General features: G+C 67.8%; 17 protein-coding genes. 14 read left to right on the forward strand and 3 right to left on the reverse strand.

What is annotated here, in order from left to right:
* Positions 1-10: 10 nt before the first annotated feature.
* The 13 genes from Q0599_RS07775 to Q0599_RS07835 all read left to right on the forward strand — a co-directional run bounded on the left by Q0599_RS07775 (position 11) and on the right by Q0599_RS07835 (position 13,224).
* Positions 11-625, forward strand: a complete 615-nt coding sequence (locus Q0599_RS07775) for a DUF1326 domain-containing protein (protein ID WP_298827995.1) — start codon at positions 11-13, stop codon at positions 623-625.
* A gap of 179 nt (positions 626-804) precedes the next feature.
* Complete coding sequence (locus Q0599_RS07780) at positions 805-2,409, forward strand: PQQ-binding-like beta-propeller repeat protein (protein ID WP_298827998.1); 1,605 nt, start codon at positions 805-807, stop codon at positions 2,407-2,409.
* A gap of 215 nt (positions 2,410-2,624) precedes the next feature.
* On the forward strand, positions 2,625-2,837 hold the full coding sequence (locus tag Q0599_RS07785; protein WP_298828001.1) for a hypothetical protein: 213 nt from the start codon (positions 2,625-2,627) through the stop codon (positions 2,835-2,837).
* A 366-nt stretch (positions 2,838-3,203) separates the two neighbouring features.
* The gene (locus tag Q0599_RS07790; RefSeq protein WP_298828004.1) at positions 3,204-3,500 is read left to right on the forward strand and encodes a hypothetical protein; all 297 of its coding nucleotides are present in this window, start codon (positions 3,204-3,206) and stop codon (positions 3,498-3,500) included.
* Positions 3,501-3,696: 196 nt separating this feature from the next.
* Positions 3,697-4,050 (forward strand): hypothetical protein, encoded by a 354-nt coding sequence (locus Q0599_RS07795; RefSeq protein WP_298828007.1) that lies wholly within the window; start codon positions 3,697-3,699, stop codon positions 4,048-4,050.
* A gap of 265 nt (positions 4,051-4,315) precedes the next feature.
* Positions 4,316-4,699: a hypothetical protein gene (locus tag Q0599_RS07800; RefSeq protein ID WP_298828009.1), complete on the forward strand. Its 384-nt coding sequence runs from the start codon at positions 4,316-4,318 to the stop codon at positions 4,697-4,699.
* Positions 4,700-4,798: 99 nt separating this feature from the next.
* Positions 4,799-5,143 carry a hypothetical protein gene (locus tag Q0599_RS07805; RefSeq protein ID WP_298828011.1) on the forward strand — a complete coding sequence of 115 codons (345 nt, stop codon included), beginning with the start codon at positions 4,799-4,801 and terminating at the stop codon, positions 5,141-5,143.
* Positions 5,144-6,422: 1,279 nt separating this feature from the next.
* Positions 6,423-7,601: a serine hydrolase gene (locus Q0599_RS07810; RefSeq protein ID WP_298828013.1), complete on the forward strand. Its 1,179-nt coding sequence runs from the start codon at positions 6,423-6,425 to the stop codon at positions 7,599-7,601.
* A gap of 394 nt (positions 7,602-7,995) precedes the next feature.
* On the forward strand, positions 7,996-9,099 hold the full coding sequence (locus Q0599_RS07815) for a transposase zinc-binding domain-containing protein (protein WP_298828016.1): 1,104 nt from the start codon (positions 7,996-7,998) through the stop codon (positions 9,097-9,099).
* Positions 9,021-9,767, forward strand: coding sequence for a transposase (locus Q0599_RS07820; protein ID WP_298828019.1), 747 nt, complete (start codon positions 9,021-9,023; stop codon positions 9,765-9,767). Before Q0599_RS07815 ends, Q0599_RS07820 begins: the two co-directional genes overlap by 79 nt.
* Before the next feature lie 103 nt (positions 9,768-9,870).
* A complete protein-coding gene (locus tag Q0599_RS07825; protein ID WP_298828021.1) occupies positions 9,871-11,637 on the forward strand; it encodes an ATP-binding protein in 1,767 nt (588 codons plus the stop codon).
* A gap of 2 nt (positions 11,638-11,639) precedes the next feature.
* The gene (locus Q0599_RS07830; RefSeq protein WP_298828023.1) at positions 11,640-12,455 is read left to right on the forward strand and encodes a response regulator; all 816 of its coding nucleotides are present in this window, start codon (positions 11,640-11,642) and stop codon (positions 12,453-12,455) included.
* Between the two features lie 28 nt (positions 12,456-12,483).
* Positions 12,484-13,224 carry a Crp/Fnr family transcriptional regulator gene (locus tag Q0599_RS07835; protein ID WP_298828025.1) on the forward strand — a complete coding sequence of 247 codons (741 nt, stop codon included), beginning with the start codon at positions 12,484-12,486 and terminating at the stop codon, positions 13,222-13,224.
* Between the two features lie 6 nt (positions 13,225-13,230).
* Here Q0599_RS07835 and Q0599_RS07840 read toward each other — a convergent pair whose 3' ends face one another.
* Positions 13,231-13,431: a hypothetical protein gene (locus Q0599_RS07840; RefSeq protein ID WP_298828027.1), complete on the reverse strand. Its 201-nt coding sequence runs from the start codon at positions 13,429-13,431 to the stop codon at positions 13,231-13,233.
* Between the two features lie 433 nt (positions 13,432-13,864).
* Here Q0599_RS07840 and Q0599_RS07845 point away from each other — a divergent pair, with 433 nt between their 5' ends.
* Positions 13,865-14,179: a hypothetical protein gene (locus Q0599_RS07845; RefSeq protein ID WP_298828028.1), complete on the forward strand. Its 315-nt coding sequence runs from the start codon at positions 13,865-13,867 to the stop codon at positions 14,177-14,179.
* A 770-nt stretch (positions 14,180-14,949) separates the two neighbouring features.
* On the opposite strand, the gene eutC is transcribed toward Q0599_RS07845, so the two are convergent.
* On the reverse strand, positions 14,950-15,738 hold the full coding sequence (gene eutC, locus Q0599_RS07850; protein WP_298829324.1) for an ethanolamine ammonia-lyase subunit EutC: 789 nt from the start codon (positions 15,736-15,738) through the stop codon (positions 14,950-14,952).
* Between the two features lie 104 nt (positions 15,739-15,842).
* Entirely contained in the window at positions 15,843-17,240 is a 1,398-nt protein-coding gene (locus Q0599_RS07855) for an ethanolamine ammonia-lyase subunit EutB (RefSeq protein ID WP_298828030.1), read from the reverse strand.
* Positions 17,241-17,572: the final 332 nt, after the last annotated feature.

Genomic DNA, 17,572 nt, shown 5'->3' on the forward strand with positions numbered 1-17,572 from the left:
AGGAACAGAGATGGCCGCCTGGAAGATCAGTGGCGAATACATGGAGACGTGCAACTGCACATTTCTCTGCCCATGCATCACCGCCAACCTGGCGGCACCGCCGACGGAGGGCGATTGCAAGGCGGCCGTCACGATGCGCATCGACAAGGGCCAGCACGATGGCGTGGCATTGGATGGCGTCTCGTTCATCGTGATGATGCATTTTCCAGGGGTGATGGGCGCTGGCAACGCCACCGTCGGGCTGATCATCGACGACCGTGCATCGGATCAGCAGGTCGCAGCGATCAGCGCCATTGCAACGGGAGAGGCCGGTGGCCCCATGGCCGCGCTCGCGCCCTTGGTGGGACGAGTTGCCGGTGTCGAACGCCGGCCCATCACGTTCGAGATCGACGGCCTGAAGCGCGCGGTCCGAGCCGGCGAACTCATCGAACAGGCCTGCGAAGGTGTGCCCAGTGCAAGTGTCCCGGGTCAGGCGCTGTGCATCGACAACACCGTCCATCCAGTGTCACCTCGACTGGCCTTGGCGAAGGCGCTGTTCAGCAAGTTCAACGTCTTCGGCATCCTGTGGGACAACTCGAGCGGCACACGCAACGGGCACTTCGCGCCATTTGCTTGGTCCGGCTGAGTGTGATCCTCGGCATTGATTGATTCAACTGCTGTGGTCGGTAGACGCCTGCTGCAGATCCTGATTCACCCGCAGTCGCCGACGCCGAAGCACGTCAGAGGCCCCGGCGCGGCGCAGTGGTCGAGCAGCGCGCGCCTGGAGCGCAGGCATCGTTGGCGAATCACCAGAGAGGACATGCGATGAACTCGACAAGGCGACGAAGCCAGTGGTTCTATTCGGCCATGACTTCTGCGTTGCTGCTGACGGGTCTGGCGATTCCCGCATCAGCATGGTCCGCCGAAGCCGGTAGTTGGAGCTTTGCCGGGGGCGACCTTAGGAACAGCCGATACCAAGATGCGGAGCACACGCTTAGCGTAGACAACGTTGGCGCTCTGGTCGTGAGATGGGTGTTCACGACTGCCGGCGATGTGTCCGCCACGCCGGCGGTCGACGCATCGACAGTCTACGTTCCGGACTGGGCAGGCTACCTGTATGCCGTGGACAAGTATTCAGGCGCTCTCAAGTGGGCAGCGCACATTCCAAGTGCAACTGGCGTACTGTCCGACAAGGCGCGCACGACGCCGGCTGTGACCAAAGACAAGGTCATCGTCGGTACGACCGGAGCCATATTGGTCGGCGGAGGAGCAGGGGGCAAGCTGCTCGCGTTCGACAAGCTCTCGGGGGCGCTTGTGTGGAGCACTCAGCTTGACACGCATCCGGCAGCCGTCGTGACCCAATCACCAACCGTGTTCGCAGGACGCGTGTACGTCGGTGTGTCGTCGGTGGAAGAGATACTTGCGGCGATCGTGCCGGAGTATCCCTGCTGTTCGTTTGCTGCGAGCATGTTCGCTCTCGCCGAGGATACGGGCGCACGTCTTTGGAAGACGAGCATGGTACCGACCGGATTCAGCGGCGGTGCCATTTGGGGCAGCTCACCGTCGGTCGACGCGAAGCGTGGACAGATCTACATTGCTACTGGGAATAACTACTCTGTGCCACCGTCGGTTCTTGCCTGCGTGGCTGAAGCCGGATCCGACCCGATTGCCACGACAGCCTGCTTGCCAAGCGATGACCATTTCGACAGCGTGCTCGCCCTCGACCTGAGGACCGGGGCCGTCAAGTGGGCTACGCGCGCCATTCCCTACGATGCGTATACCGTGGACTGCCTTCCCGTATTCGGCGACGGTGGCAACTGCCCGTCTCCGGCAGGTCCTGATTTCGACTTTGGTCAGGCCCCGGCGCTGTTCATGGTCAAGGGTGTCAATGGAAACAAGAGACCGATCGAGTTGGTCGGCGCGGGACAAAAGAGCGGTCAGTACTGGACCTTGAATCCCGACACCGGCGCCGTGCAGTGGGTGGCACATGCTGGTCCTGGCGGATACAGCGGCGGCTTGCAGTGGGGGTCGGCCGTCGACGGCGCCCGCGTCTACACCGCAAATGCAAACAGCAATCGCATCCCTTGGCCCGGCGCCGCCGATCCGACAAGCGGTGTGTGGACAGGCCTGGATGCCGCAAGCGGAACCTTACTCTGGCAGGCACGGCCTCCGGATGGCGGCAGCACTTCCGGTCCAGTTACTACCGCCAACGGCGTGGTGTTCGGCTGCTCGTTGGATCCGCTCGGGCACATGTATGCGCTGAACGGGGCGACAGGAGCCGTCTTGTGGAGTTTTGTCAGCGGCGGCTCGTGCCTGTCCGGCGCCGCAATCTCAGACGGAATGCTCTTTTGGGGCTCCGGCTATGGCAATCTCAACGGCTTCTACGGAACACCGAACAACAAGCTCTACTCCTTCGGACTGCCGAACTGAACCGCGGTGGGATAGCAGGCCCGCCCTCGAGGCGGCTCGCACGGAGCAGGCCCGCGTGCTGCGCTACAAGCGCCACCACCTCGCCGCCGCGGGGGTGGCCCCGTCGACGATCGGGCGGGTATTCCTGGTATGTGCCAACGAAGGGGCGACCCATTCCGGCCGGCTCGTCCGGCGCATCGTGCAGCTCGGCGGACGGCCCAACGTCGCCCCCCGTCTTGCCGGCCGCGCACGACCACTCCGACTTCAAAGCATCGACCTACCTGGGCGCCATGATCTGCGCCAACCTCGCGTCCGAGCGTGCGGCGATCGACGCCTACCGCGAGATGGCGCAGCTGATCGGCGACCCCACCTCCCGACTGCTCGTCGAGCAAATCATTGCCGACAAGCAGAAACACGCGCAAAAGCTGAGCGAATGGCTCGCCGCTTGAACAACTGCCGGCAGTCCGTCACCGGACTCTCGCCATAGCACTGGCCGCGACCGGCCTTCACGCCGCTGGCGGTTGTGCGGTCATGCGCAGCCAGGAGGCCGCAGGCGCTTACGTCTACTACACCGGGATCACAGCCGTGGTGAAGGTGCGCTTCGTTGACTCCGCGACGTCGAACACTCGAGCATCCGAGTCGAGACGCTTGAGTCCGAGTCCGCGGTGATGCTGTCTGGCTTCGCTTAAGGCCTGCTCGCGAAGAGCAACGTCGAATACATAGGAACGCAAGCGCTGGACTGCCAGAGTGCCAAGCCACGCAAGGCATCCTCGTATTCGCTCAGGGTCTACGACTCCCTGATCAAGAGCGGGGAGTTGATCCGTGCACGTGTGGCCTGCGACTGCACATTTGGAGCTGTCCTTCGCACCTCGGAGGTTCCGGATGGTCATTACTTCCCGGCAATCAACGTCTACTCGCGTCAAACGAGTGTCGACTTCCCTTCCCAGGTCGACATCACGGCGGCGGTGTCAGACGTGTCGAACCTCGGTACCGTGCGAATCGATACCGTGGTCACGATCCTTTGCGCCATCGACTTCGGCTGGGTCGCACAAAGGCGGCACGCGATGGTCAACTTCACCGCAAGCGGCAGTCAGGGACTGCGACGCAATTGACAAACAGGATGCCGGGGCCCGCAGGGGGCTCAGGGTCATAGCGCTGCTAGGGGCGGGCAGCACGATTCCGACAGTCGAGGTCGACATCAAGCGTTAGGCGAGCAACGAATCGACGAGGCCGAGAAAAGGCCGCGGAATGAGGCTCGCGCAGGAACTTTCCTCTTCACTCGCAAGTCGGATCAAAAGAGGTAAGTACATGAACATTCCCGTTGAGACGAAGCCGGCACTGTGGGGTGCCGTGGGCGGTGCGATCCTTCTGGCCATCGTCGGGTTCAGTTGGGGCGGTTGGTTGACCGCCGGCAAGGCCGAGGCGGCTGCCTCGATGCGGGCTGATGCCGCCGTGGTCGATGCGCTCGCGCCAGTCTGCGCTGCAAAGTTCCGTCGGGATTCGGCAGTCCAAGCCAATCTGGAAGCTCTGAAGAAAACCGACTCGTGGTCGCAGGCCGAATTCATTGAGAAAGGCGGGTGGGCGACGGTAGCCGATTCAAGTGCCACCGCTCAGGTGTCGTCGGTGGCGAGGGCATGCGCCGAGCTTCTGACCAAGACTTAGACCGTCTCGGCGCACTAGGCAACGGCTGAGAATCCACCTGACGGGACCGCCGATATCCAGCGGTTCGGCTCGGTCTTCCGAGAGGTCGGTGCGCGCCTTCCCTTCAAGCTTCCCGACTTCAGCATGCGAGTGCTGCTGGTATCGCTGGCACGAGCCCTCGGATGCGTAACGACGTCTTGACCCTTTGATCTCTCGCTACCCGGCACTTCGGTCGCGTGCCGTACCGATGCCGAGCCCCTACAACCTCACTCGAGAGGAAATCACCATGGAAACAAGGGCAGCCTACCGGGCCAAGTTTGAAGCGCAATTGGAACAGGCTCAGGCCCGCCTGGAGCAGATGCAGGCGACCGTCAAAGAACGGATGGCTGATGCCGCTATCGCGATGGGCTCGCAGATCAACGAACTCGAGCAGGACGTCGCAGAGGCGCGAGGACGGCTAGGGGAGATCGGACAGGTACACGACGACAAGTGGGAAGATTTCAAGGCGTCAATGAAAGGCGCCTGGGAGAAGGCGGCCGCTCGATTTGCCAAGATCGATCGTCCGGCTGGTGACCCCACCCCGGTCCCGCCTACCTACGATCCAGCGCCGCCGGCCCGCTCGCCAGAAGACGCCAAGGGCACGCACAACCCTTTGGAGCGGACAGGATGAACGGCGCATCGTGGGCGCCTGACAGGTCCTCGCCCAGCACAAGCAGACTCCTGCCACACGGCGGGCTGCGGTGGCCCGTTGCGATCCTGGGAGACCGAGATGCACGCCGGGCGGTCATTCGCTGAGGTGGGCTGCCTGCAAAGCGACGATTGGAGTTGGTTCTGCGACTTCTGGTTCGACACCGCCGTGACCGAGATCCGGCTCGTCGACCAAGCCAAGTTCTCTACCCTGGTTGCGACCCTGCGGCGTGAGACCACACGGCGCGTCGCGATTGACGGCGCGGTGCGCGATCGTGGAGTCGACACCGACAACCCATGGGTCGCCAATCTGCAACGATCGCTCATGGGTGCGGGCATCGACGCGGGACGCATTGTCGTCGGCGAACTCGGTCGGGCGGGGATGTACCACGCACGACGCGTCGAGGTGCTGATCGGGCCGCCGTGAAGCCGCCGCTTGCGGTGCGCCGACTCGATCCGCGCGCCCCAACCGGGGCGCGCTCTGCACGCGCAGCCGTCGAGCCGAAAGCCGTGACCGGGGCGCTCTGCACGATAGCAGGACCAAGCGTCGCCACCGCGCCAAAGTCCGGCGCTAACGCCGACCACGCACTCGCGCTCGACAACTTCGATTGGCACCCAGTCGCCTGCATTGCGGCAGTCCGATCAAGACCGCAGATGTCTCCTCAGGGTCGTGTTGAGCGGGCCGCGGTAAGCAGAAGCGGCCGGTCATGCCGGCTTGCTGGGGAACGGCGGTTGAGTGACCGGTGTCGGTGGTGAGGCTGTCAGTCGAAGCCGGCGACCTTCAATGACCCGCAGTTCAGTCTTATGCGCCTGCTCGCTATCGGCCCCCGACCGATCCCGTTGCGGTAGGAACTGACGCTGGCTCTTGAGACGCTGCGTCGAGGGCAGAAAAGCTCATCGGCAGACAGTCCTCGATCCGAGGAGTTCCGAACTTAATTGCTCACGAGCCGCTGCGTTTTCCGATCTTTGTTCGAGTTGCCGAACTTCTCTGTTGTATCGACTGAAGTCCGTCGACACTTGTCGATCCCCTGCCTTGGCGGGTGTCCGATGTGGATTGAAGTCCGTCGAGGACATCCGGCGCCACGTGACCTTTCCTCATCACGATCTCTCACTGGCGGCTCAAGACTGGACTGAGTCACTCGGGGACGGCTGCCTGAGGGGCGGCGACGGCCGTCAGCGGTCATCTGACGATCGACGACTTGTGCGACTGCTCAACCTTCAGGACCGGGTACTTACCGGCGGTGGCAACAAGCCCGCATTGAAGGACCGATATCGCTCGGGGCGTACTGGCACTTCCGACCCAAACCGGCCCGTCGGACTTCTCCGAAGCTGCCCGTCGTTCCGCGCCGGCACTTCGCGCTTCGCATCCACAAAGCAGCCAGTCGTGACTACCGGCAGCCGGCCAAAGCCGGTCCTTCATGACTCGCTCTCAGTCCGCGCCAAGTAACGCCTACGAGTGACAGGTTTCAGGCGACCAATCCGCCGGGTTCGTTGGCTCGACCCGGTCAGAACCGTCCGGTCGTCAGGTGATGCCCGCAGGCGAACGGACAGCCCGGTGGTGAAGCGTCACGACCGATCCTCTCGTGACACGTCCGAGCCCTCACTGATGCGCCGAGTCGCTGAAGCCATGCCGAGCCCAGGTCGCGGCCCCCAGCCGTGCGAACATCGCTCTCCACGATCATCAACTTTCGCCGGAGAAGGCCACGATGAACAGCCTCGACACTACGGCCTTGCACGCCGCCATGCAGACCCAGGTCGATCTGGGATTTCTGCCCGGCGTATCTACGGCGCTGCTTCGCGGCGGCGAGGTGTCGGACCTCTTCGTCTACGGATTTGCCGACAAGGAAGCCAGCATCGCCTTGCGCGAAGATCACATCTTTCGGGCGTTCTCCAACACCAAACTGGTCACCTCTTGTGCCGTGCTCCTTCTGTGGGAAGAAGGCAGATTCGACTTCGACGACGCCATCGAGAAATACATTCCAGAGCTTGGCAAGCGCCAGGTTCTGCGGCCAGGTGCAGCCAGCATCGAAGACACCGAGCCGGCCAGCACATCCATCACCATCCGGCAGTTGATGACGCACACGTCCGGGCTGACCTACGGCATCTTCGACCCGACCACGGTTCTTGCCAAGGCGTACGGCAAGGCTGGATTGCGTCACCCTGGCAGGCCGTTGAAGGACTTCATCGCGGACTTGGCTCCGCTTCCCCTTGCCTTTCAGCCCGGTGAGCGCTGGGAGTATTCCGTCGCCACTGATGTACTCGGCCGCCTCATCGAAGTCATATCGGGGCAGACATTCGGCGCCTTCATCTCGAGCCGCATCTTCGAACCCCTGGGGATGGTGGACACGGACTTCTACGTCCCCGAATCCAAGACCAGTCGACTCGCTTCGCTTTACGTCGGGGTTGACATCACGAATCCGACGACGGCAGGTCTCATGCGCGCCGATGCCGCGCCCTATCCTGGCGCCTACTTGAAACGTCCAGCTTTCGAGTCGGGAGGAGGGGGCCTCGTCACGACGCTGGGTGACATGGTTCGGCTGGTACACAGCATGTTGCCTGGGGGGCCGCCACTCCTGAAGCCCGGGACCATCGACATGATGTCGACCAATCAATTGCCCGATGGCATGTGGGTCGAATTCCCGAACATGCCGCCCTTTGTCGGACGGGCATTTGGATTGGGCTCGTCAGTCGCCGTGCACCCTGGTCCTTACGATCCGCAGGAGGTCACCGGAGAAGTCTCCTGGGGCGGTCTGGCCGGAACCGTCTGGTGGTTCAACCCTCGCCTTGACATCGCTGGTGTCCTGATGACCCAACGGTATTACGGACAGGGAGGCTTGCACACGATCGCGTTCAGGAAGGAGGCCTACAAGGCCCTCGGCTACTAGTCCAACTGCCCGTGGATCACTTTCGGTTCGGCACTGTTGCTCGGGCTTCTTCCCTCGAGTACGACCTTCTCCTGCTGCGCCAAGTGGCCCTTCGCTGTCGCGAGGGCAATCTCTGCCACGGGTCGAAGTGACTCGCCCGCGAGCGACAGCTTGCGGGCATTGAGCCCTCAACGTCGGCTATCCGGCGATGAATCCAATGGGTCGGCCGTCTCAAGCCGACCCATCAGCGCCATTCGCGGCCCTGAACTCGCCGCCCTGAAGCTGCCGGCGGACACCCCGCAGTCCCCGTAGGCGCCCCCGCAGCGGAGGGCACACGTCGGAGGGCAGCACTCAAGGCGATTGAGGCGTAGCGCGCGGCTTGAGACCTTCCGAGTCCCAACCTCGGGAGCCTTGCGTGCAAGCCATCGGCCGGCAGCCCCAGCGGGCGCCCGATGGCGCGCCGCTCCACTACGAACGCCACCGCCCCGAGCAGATGACGCTGCATCGCCTGGTGCAGCAGCATGCCGCCAGCTTCATCGCCCACACCGAGGCCAGCACCGGCGCCGAGTTGCCTCGATTCATCAAGGACGAGTTCGACGCCTTCCTGGAGTGCGGCATCCTGGCCCACGGCTTCCTCAGGTTGCGCTGCGGCGAGTGCGGCCACGACAAGCTGGTCGCATTCAGCTGCAAGCGGCGCGGGTTCTGCCCGTCATGCGGCGCGCGCCGGATGTCGCAGACCGCGGCGCACCTGGTCGATCACGTCATCCCGCATGTGCCGGTGAGGCAATGGGTGCTGTCGCTGCCGATCCCGCTGCGCGTGCTGCTGGCCGCGCAGCCCGAGCTGGTCACGCCGGTGCTGCAGGTGGTGCAGCGTGTGGTCACGCGCCATCTGCTGGACGCTGCCGGTCTCAAGGCCGACGAAGGCCACGGCGGCGCCGTCACGCTGATCCAGCGCTTCGGCTCGGCCGCCAACTTGAACATCCACCTGCACTGTCTGGTGCTGGACGGCGTGTACCGGTGCGGCGGCGATGGTGTGCCGGTACTCGTCCAAGCCGGTGCGCCCAGCGACGACGAACTGCACGCGCTGCTGCACACGGTCATCCCCGGGCTGATGAAGATGCTCACGCGCCACGGCGTGCTGATTGAGGAGATGGGCCAGATCTACCTGGCCGATCCCAACGCCGATGGGGATGATGCGCGCACCCTGCGGCCACTGCAGGCGGCGGCCGTTACCTACCGAGTCGCCTTCGGCCCCCGCGCCGGGCAGAAGGTGCAGACCCTCAGGGGCGCGATGCCGCGCGAGAGGGCAGCGCGGCTGCCTTTGTGCGCCGATGTCGACGGCTTCAGCCTCCACGCGGCCGTGCGGGTGCAAGCCACGATCGCAAGCGGCTGGAGCAACTGTGCCGCTAGTTCACCCGGCCGGCGCTGTCCGACGAACGGGTGCAGATCAACGCCGCCGGCCAGGTGGAGCTCAAGCTCAAGACACCGTGGCGCGATGGCACCACGCACCTGGTCATGAGCCCGCTGGAACTCATGCAGCGGCTGGCGGCGCTGGTGCCGCGGCTACACCTGATCAGGTTCCATGGGGTGCTGGCGCCGAGCGCGAAGCTGCGGCCTCTGGTGGTGCCGCAAGGCCCACCCGTACAAGCACAGGCGGCAACCGAGGCTGCAGCCGGCGCCGAGCGCGAAGTCGAGCCTGTCCAGGCTCGGCCGCACCGCATCAACTGGGCACGGCTGCTCGAGCGGGTCTTCGACATCGACATGCAACTCTGCCCGAACTGCGGCGCCGGGGAACTGAAGATCATCGCGGCCATCCTCGAGCGGGCGGTGATCGAGAAGACCCTGACTCACCTGGGCCTGGATCCGCAGCCGCCACCCCGGGGGCGGGCGCGCGAGGCTGGGCACGACCGAAGCCGCCTGAGCCGCCTGAGCCGCCTGAGCCGCGCTGGGCCGCGCTGGGCCGCCGGGGTGGTGCTGCGCCGCCCGCGGAATCGACGCCGCAAGACTCCGGGTCAACCCCCTGATGTCGAGGTCGAACGAACTCCAGGCCAAACGTCGCGTGCCGGCCGAACCGGGGCAAGGCAAGGGCCCAGGTGCCAGTTCCCAGCCCTGCGGACCGACATCGGCCGCCCACGCAGGCGTGACTCGGGCGGCCAAGATGCCCGAGATGCCCAAGATGCCGTTTGAAATTCCCATGCGCCGGTGCGGTGCCGTCGCAGGCGCTGTGTACGCCAGCGCACCGACGCGGGGCGCGTGCACGCCTAGGCTGCGTCATCACGCATCCCCCTCCATGGCCACCCTCAAGCGCCATCCTCGAGACATTGCAGACCCCGCAGGCAGCGGCCATCTGGCGGGCCGCTCGACGGAAGCCCGGCGCCGGCAGCGGCTGCTGCAGGCCGGCGCCCTGCAGAGTGCGATCCTCAGCAGCGCCAACTTCTCGAGCATCGCCACCGACGCCGCCGGCGTGGTGCAGATCTTCAACGTCGGTGCCGAGCGCATGCTCGGCTATGCGGCCGCCGACGTCGTCAACCGGCTCACGCCGGCCGACTTCTCCGACCGCGAGGAAGGCATCCGCCTCGCCGCGGAGCTCAGCCTCGAGACCGGGACGGCGATCTCGCCGGGTTTCGAAGCGCTGGTCTTCAAGGCATCGCGCGGCATCGAGGACATCCACGACCTGACCTACGTCTGCAAGGACGGCAGCCGTCTGCCGGCGGTCGTCTCGGTGACGGCGCTGCGCGACGCGCGCAACACGATCATCGGCTACCTGCTGATCGGCACCGACAACACGGCGCGCAGGAAGGTGGAGGCCGAGCGCGAGCGGCTCGACCAGATCCTGCGCGACACCAACCTGGAGCTGCAGGAGGCCAGGATCGCCGCGGATCGGGCCAACCAGGCCAAGTCGGACTTCCTCTCCAGCATGAGCCACGAGCTGCGCTCGCCACTGAACGCGATCCTCGGCTTTGCGCAGCTGCTCGACTCGGGCTCACCGCCGCTGACCGAAGCGCAGAAGAGCAGTGTCGACCAGATCCTGCAAGCCGGCTGGTACCTGCTGGAGCTCATCAACGAGGTGCTCGACCTCAGCCTCATCGAGTCGGGCCGGCTGTCCCTGTCGATCGAACCCCTCTCGCTGCCCGAGGTGCTCGCCGACTGCGAGGCGATGATCGGGCCGCAGGCCCGCCAGGGCGGCATCGCCATCTCGTTCGACACGTGGGACAGTCTGCCGTCCGTCCAGGCCGACCGCACCCGCGTCAAGCAGATCCTGGTGAACCTGCTGTCCAACGCGATCAAGTACAACCGCGTCGGCGGCAGCGTCGAGGTCAGTTGCCGGCGTGCCGCAGGCGGCGGCGTTCGTGTCAGCCTGCAGGACACCGGCGAGGGCCTGTCGGCCGCCAAGCTGGCCCATCTGTTCGAACCCTTCAACCGGCTCGGCCAGGAGGCGGGTGCCGAGCAGGGCACGGGCATCGGCCTCGTCGTCTGCAAGCAACTGGTGGCGCTGATGGGCGGCGAGATCGGCGTCGAGAGCACGGTCGGCGTCGGCAGCGTGTTCTGGATCGAGCTGCCTGCGGCCACCGGCACCGGCATGCGCGCGGAACCGGAACCGGTCGAGCGCCCGCCGCCGCACCTGGCGGCAGGCGATCCGCTGATGCGCACCGTGCTGTGCGTCGAGGACAACCCGGCCAACCTCCTGCTGGTCGCGCGGCTGCTGGCGCGCCGGCCGGACATCCTGCTGCTGAGCGCGAAGGACGGCCGGCGCGGCATCGAAATGGCGCGCGAGTCGGCGCCCGACCTGATCCTGATGGACATCAACCTGCCGGGCATCAGCGGCAACACCGCCCTGCGCATCCTGGCCGGCGACCCCGCCACCGCCCACATCCCGGTGGTCGCGCTGAGCGCGAACGCCATGCCGCGCGACGTCGAGAAGGGCCTGAAGTCGGGCTTCTTCCGCTACCTGACCAAGCCGATCAAGGTGTCCCAGTTCCTCGAGACCGTCGACCTGGCCCTGGACGAGGCGCGCCTGCGCAGTGCCAGGCGCGATGCCGAGTCCTCCATGCCCTGACCATGGAACAGCGAATCCTCGACGCGCGCATCCTGATCGTCGACGACCAGGATGCCAACGTGCGCCTGCTCACCCGCATGCTCGAGGAGGCGGGCTACACCCGCGTCAGCGCGACCGCGGCACCGACGGAGGTCTGCGCGATGCACCGCCGCGACGCCTACGACCTGATCCTGCTCGACCTGCAGATGCCGACCATGGACGGCTTCGCCGTGATGGCGGCGCTGAAGGCCGGCGACGACAGCGGCTACCTGCCCGTCATCGTGCTGACCGCGCAGCCGGGCCACAAGCTGCGGGCACTGCAGGCCGGTGCGAAGGACTTCATCAGCAAGCCGTTCGACCTCGTCGAGGTGCGCACGCGCATCCACAACATGCTGGAGGTCCGGCTGCTGTACCGGATGCTCGCCGAGCACAACCTGTTGCTGGAGCGCACCGTGGCCGAGCGCACCGCCGAGTTGCGCGAGAGCGAGGCCCGCTACCGTGCGCTGACCGAGCTGGCGTCCGACTGGTACTGGGAGCAGGACGAGTCCGGCGAGTTCACCAAGGTGTCCGGTCCGGTGCTGGAGATGCTCGGCATCCGTGTCGGGCCGCTGCTGTCCGACCCGGCGCCGCTCGCCGACGACGGCTGGGACCCCGCGCAGCGGCAGGACCTGCTGGCCAGGATCGCCGATCGCCAGCCCTTCCTCGACTTCCTGTTCCAGCGCACCCGCGCCGATGGATCGCGGCAGCAGTTCCGCGTCAGCGGGCAGCCGATGCTCGACCAGTACTGCCGCTTCATCGGCTACCGCGGTGTCGGCGTCGAAGTCATGCCGGGTAACTAGCGTGCGCGCGGTCCCTGCCGCTGCACGCGTGCATTCGCCGAGCGAGAACAACCTCATCGCCGCGTTGACCGATGCCGAACTGGCGCCGATCGTCGCCTCGCTGGAGCGGGTGTCGATGCGGCTGGGCGATACGCTGTACGAAGCCGGGTCGCCGATGCGGCATGCCTACTTCCCGACCACGTCCGTGGTTTCGCTGCACCACGTCATGGCCTGCGGGGCGAGTGCCGAGGCGGCCGGGGTCGGTCGGGAAGGCATGGTCGGCATCGCGCTGTTCACCGGCGGAGTGAGCGCGACGGGTTCTGCCGTGGTGCGCTCCTCCGGCTGGGGCTACCGCATGGACGGCGTGTCCCTGGCGCGTGCCTTCGAGGCCGAGTGCAGCATGCGGCGCGTGCTGCTGCGCTACATGCAGGCACTGGTCACGCAGATCGCGCAGACGGCGGTCTGCTACCGCCACCACACCATCGAGCAGCAGCTCAGCCGCTGGCTGCTGTCGACGCTGGAGCGGCTGCCCACCGGCGAACTGGTGATGACGCAGGAGCTGATCGCCAACCTGCTCGGGGTGCGGCGCGAAAGCATCACCCAGGCGGCCTGCGCGCTGCAGGATGGCGGCTACATCCGCTACCGGCGCGGGCACATCACCGTGCTCGACGCCGGTGGGCTGCGGACCCGCGCCTGCGAATGCCATGCCGTCGTCACGGCAGAGTTGCGCCGACTGCTCGGCCCGGACGACGGCGCGACGACCACCGCCTGCGGCGCCGCCCGCGGGTGATGCCCGTCAACGCGCCTCGCGTTCGGGCTGCCGATGCCGGCCGAGCGCGGCGATGAACTCCGTCAGCGCCTCGTCGACGTCGGTGCCGGTGAAGACGCCGGGGTCCGGCCGGCCATCGGGCAAGGTCGCGGCGACGCCGGCCTGGTCGAGCCAGGCGCTCGAGGCCGCGAGGCGGAGAAGGGTCTTTCCGTGCCGGTGCTGGGCCACGATGAACTCCAGCACCTCGACCTGGCTGCCCGGGCGCCGCGTCCCACCCCGCCGTCCGGCAGCACCATGCCGTCGAACAGCACCGGCGGGGCGTTCTCGAACGTTGCCGTGGCCTGCAGGCCCGCAGCGGCGCGCGAGTTGACCGGCCCGAGCCGCGCCGCGATGAAGTGGACCTTCACGCCGGCGTTGCGCAGCCCGGCCTGGATCATCGACACCGCAGCACCATCGACGCCGTCCGCGATCAGGATGGCCACGCTGCGCGTGCGGACGCTGCCGTCGCCGGGCGGCGCGCGGCGGGCGCGTCCCGACGCGGCGGTGAGAAGCTGCGTTAGATCCAGCGCAAGGCTGCCCGGGCACGGGCAGGCTGGCACGATCACGGCGCGCCGTGTCCACCGAAGTACCAACGTCCCATGGGCCGGGCGGTCCTCGCCGGATGCTGGCATGCATCGCCGTTGCGCGGCTGGCCGCCTGCACGTCGCCGCCGCAGCAGCAGGGCCAGAGTGACCTGCTGGACTTCCTGCAGGGCGGCAGCACGCGGCGCGAGGAGGTGCAGATGCGCCTCGGCGAGCCGAACGCCCTGTACGAGGGGAATCGCATCTTGGCCTACCGGCTGCGCCGTGACCAGGGCGGCTACGTGCTGGTGAAGGGTGGCTCGGACTGCCAAGAGGTGCGCTACAACCTGATGCTGGCATTCGACGCGCAGGGCGTGCTGCGGCGCCACACGCTGGTGGAAGTGAACCCGCGATGAGGCATACGGCCCATGCGCTGCGGGCCTGGGTGCTCGCCGCCGTGGCAGCCTCCGAGCTCACCGGCTGCGTCCTGCCCGTCGCCGAGCCGCCCCGGACGCTGGAAGGGCAACGCGGGAACCTGGAGGACCGGATGCCCGCCTTCATCGTCGAGGGCCGCACCACCCGCGAGGAGGTGCTGCTCACGCTGGGCGAACCCGACCGGATCGCCGACGAAGAGCGCTGGCTCGCCTACGACACCGCGCGCCTTGTGGGCGGCATCACCCTCTACGGCCTCGCCGCGGGCGGCTATTCGAGCTCGGCGGGCGGGGTCATCGGCACCTACCACACCGTCGCCTGGCGGGAGCTGGTGCTGCGCTTCGACGCGCAGGGCGTCGTCAGCAAGGCCGAATTCGTCGAACAGAGGGATCGCCGGCTATCGCTGCTCGACATGGAGCGTCCCTATCCGCATGCGAAGCGCGTGTTGCAGCTTAGTCCGACCGTGCAGGCCCACCGCGAGGCCATGCGCACGTTCGTGCCGGCCGAGCCGGACGAGCGGCTGCGCGAGGGCTTCATCGCCGCCGCATGCCAGGTTCACGGGCAGTGGCACGAGGCGCTGGCCAGCATCACCGACCGGGCGGTGTACTGCTGGACCCCCGCGCAGGCCGACGGCACCGCCGGCCAGGTGCTGCTGCGCTGGGCGGCCGCCGACATCGATCCGCCCGACTGGGCCGCCGGCGAAGCGGCCTCCGAGCGCGGCCGGCCGTTGGCTTCGTCGACGCCGCCGCGTCGCCTACGCTTGCCCCGACACCCGGGACGAACCGCGATCGATCGCGGCAGGGGCGTCGGCGCTCTCGTCCTTCAGCATCACGCCGGTGCCGCGCAGGCGCCGCGCCGCGGCGAGCAGCCAGGCGATGCGGTAGGCGGCACTCGCTACGGCCAAGCCATCCGGGCGAATGTTGGACACGCAGTTGCGCTTCGAGTCCGCGCAGCCGATGCGCGGCGCCCAGGTCAGGTAGGCGCCCAGGCTGTCGGGCGACGACAGGCCGGGCCGTTCGCCGATCAGCATCAGCACCGCGTCGGCGTTCACGCACTCGCCGATCTCGTCGCCGAGCGCGACGCGCGCCTGGCGCGCCAGCACGATGGGCGCGAGGCCCCAGCCGTCGGCCTCGAGCCGCGGGCGCAGCGCCAGCAGCAGCGGCAGCGCGTGGCGCTGCACCGCGGTGGACGACAGGCCGTCGCCGACGACGATCTGCACCGTGCCAGCGACCGTGGCCGGCGCCGGCGATGCCAGCGCGCGCCGGCTCTCCGGCGCGAGGCGCCGCCCCAGGTCCGGCCGGCGCAGGTAGGTGGCGCGGTCCGGCGCGGCGCTGTGCACGATCGCCGTCGCGAAGCCATGCGCCTGCAGCTGCGCCGCGAGTGCCTCGGCATCGAAGGCCGCGTGCACCGCGTCGCGCGCCAGCGCGTGGGCGACGCCGAAACGCAGCACCTCGGCGGTCGGCAGGCTGCTGCCGACGCGGCCGAGCGCGATGCGCGCGGCGGTGTGGCGCCGCAGCGCCACCCAGGGGTCGGCCGGCACCATGTCCGCCGGCCCGCCTGCCGCACCCTCCGCCGCTGGCTGCGCGCCCGCTTCCCCGACGGACACGACGGACGGGGCGCCGCCCCCGGGCGGCCGCGCGGCGGGGCTCATCGTGCACCCTCCCGCAGCGCCGGCATGCCCGCGAGCAGCCGGTGGCCCGGTGCCACCGGCAGCAGCCGGCCGGCGTCGTCGGTGACGCCCATGCGCTGCAGCCAGGCCTCGAACTCCGGCGCGCGCTGCAGGCCGAGCAACTCGCGCAGGTAGAGCGCGTCGTGGAACGAGGTGCTCTGGTAGTTCAGCATGATGTCGTCGGCGCCCGGCACGCCCATCACGAAAGTGACGCCGGCCGTGCCGAGCAGGGTCAGCAGCGTGTCCATGTCGTCCTGGTCGGCCTCGGCGTGGTTGGTGTAGCAGACGTCGCAGCCCAGCGGCAGCCCGAGCAGCTTGCCGCAGAAATGGTCCTCCAGCCCGGCGCGCACGATCTGCTTGCCGTCGTAGAGGTACTCGGGGCCGATGAAGCCGACCACGGTGTTCGTCAGCAGCGGCTCGAAGGCGCGCGCCACCGCGTAGGCGCGCGCCTCGCAGGTCTGCTGGTCGACGCCGTGGTGCGCGTCGGCCGACAGCGCCGAGCCCTGGCCGGTCTCGAAGTACATCAGGTTCTCGCCCAGCGTGCCGCGCTTCAGGCTGCGCGCCGCGTCGTGCGCCTCGCGCAGCAGCGCGAGGTCGATGCCGAAGCCGGCGTTCGCCTTCTGCGTGCCGGCGACCGACTGGAACACCAGGTCCACCGGCGCGCCCGCCTCGATCAGGCGCAGCGTGTTCGTCACGTGCGTGAGCACGCAGGCCTGCGTCGGGATGGCGAAGCGCTCGATCACCTCGGCGAGCATCGCCACCAGCGTGCCGAGCGCGGCGAGCCCGTCGCCCGCCGGATTCACGCCGACCACCGCGTCACCGCAGCCGTAGAGCAGGCCGTCGAGCATGGATGCCGCGATCCCTTTCGGGTCGTCGGTCGGGTGGTTCGGCTGCAGCCGCACTGCGAGCCGGCCCGGCAGGCCGATCGTGTTGCGAAAACGCGTGACGACGCAGCACTTGCGCGCGACGAGGATCAGGTCCTGGTTGCGCATCAGCTTGCTGACCGCCGCCGCCATCTCCGGCGTCAACCCCGGCGCCAGCGCGGCCAGCATCGCGCTGTCCGCCTGCGGCGAGAGCAGCCAGTCGCGCAGGCCGCCGACCGTCAGGTGCGCCACCGGCGCGAAGGCGCTCGCGTCGTGGCCGTCGACGATCAGCCGCGTGACCTCGTCGGCCTCGTAGGGGATCACTGCCTCCTGCAGGAAGTGGCGCAGCGGCAGGTCGGCGAGGGCGAGGCGCGCCGCCATGCGCTGCGCCGCGCTGTCGGCGGCGAGGCCGGCGAGCCGGTCGCCGGAGCGCTCGGGCGTCGCCTTCGCGAGCAGCGTCTTCAGGTCGGCGAAGCGGTGGACCTCGCCAGCGAGCGTGCAGGAAAAGCTCATCGTGTGGGCTCCGGCGGTGCTGCGCGGCGGAACTGAGCTGCATCGGAACGCAGCGCGGCGCAGCCCCTAAGGTAGCCGATGCGGCACGCGCCGGCCGGGCCGCGGCGGGGGGCGAGCGATGGACGACACGATCAGGCGTCAGATCGTGGAGTTGCTGGACCAGCACCGCATCATGACGATCGCCACGATGCTGACTCACCTGGGCCTGGATCCGCAGCCGCCACCCCGGGGGCGGGCGCGCGAGGCTGGGCACGACCGAAGCCGCCTGAGCCGCCTGAGCCGCCTGAGCCGCGCTGGGCCGCGCTGGGCCGCCGGGGTGGTGCTGCGCCGCC

It is taken from the genome of uncultured Piscinibacter sp. (assembly GCF_937952055.1).
In the GTDB taxonomy this organism is placed as follows: domain Bacteria; phylum Pseudomonadota; class Gammaproteobacteria; order Burkholderiales; family Burkholderiaceae_C; genus Piscinibacter.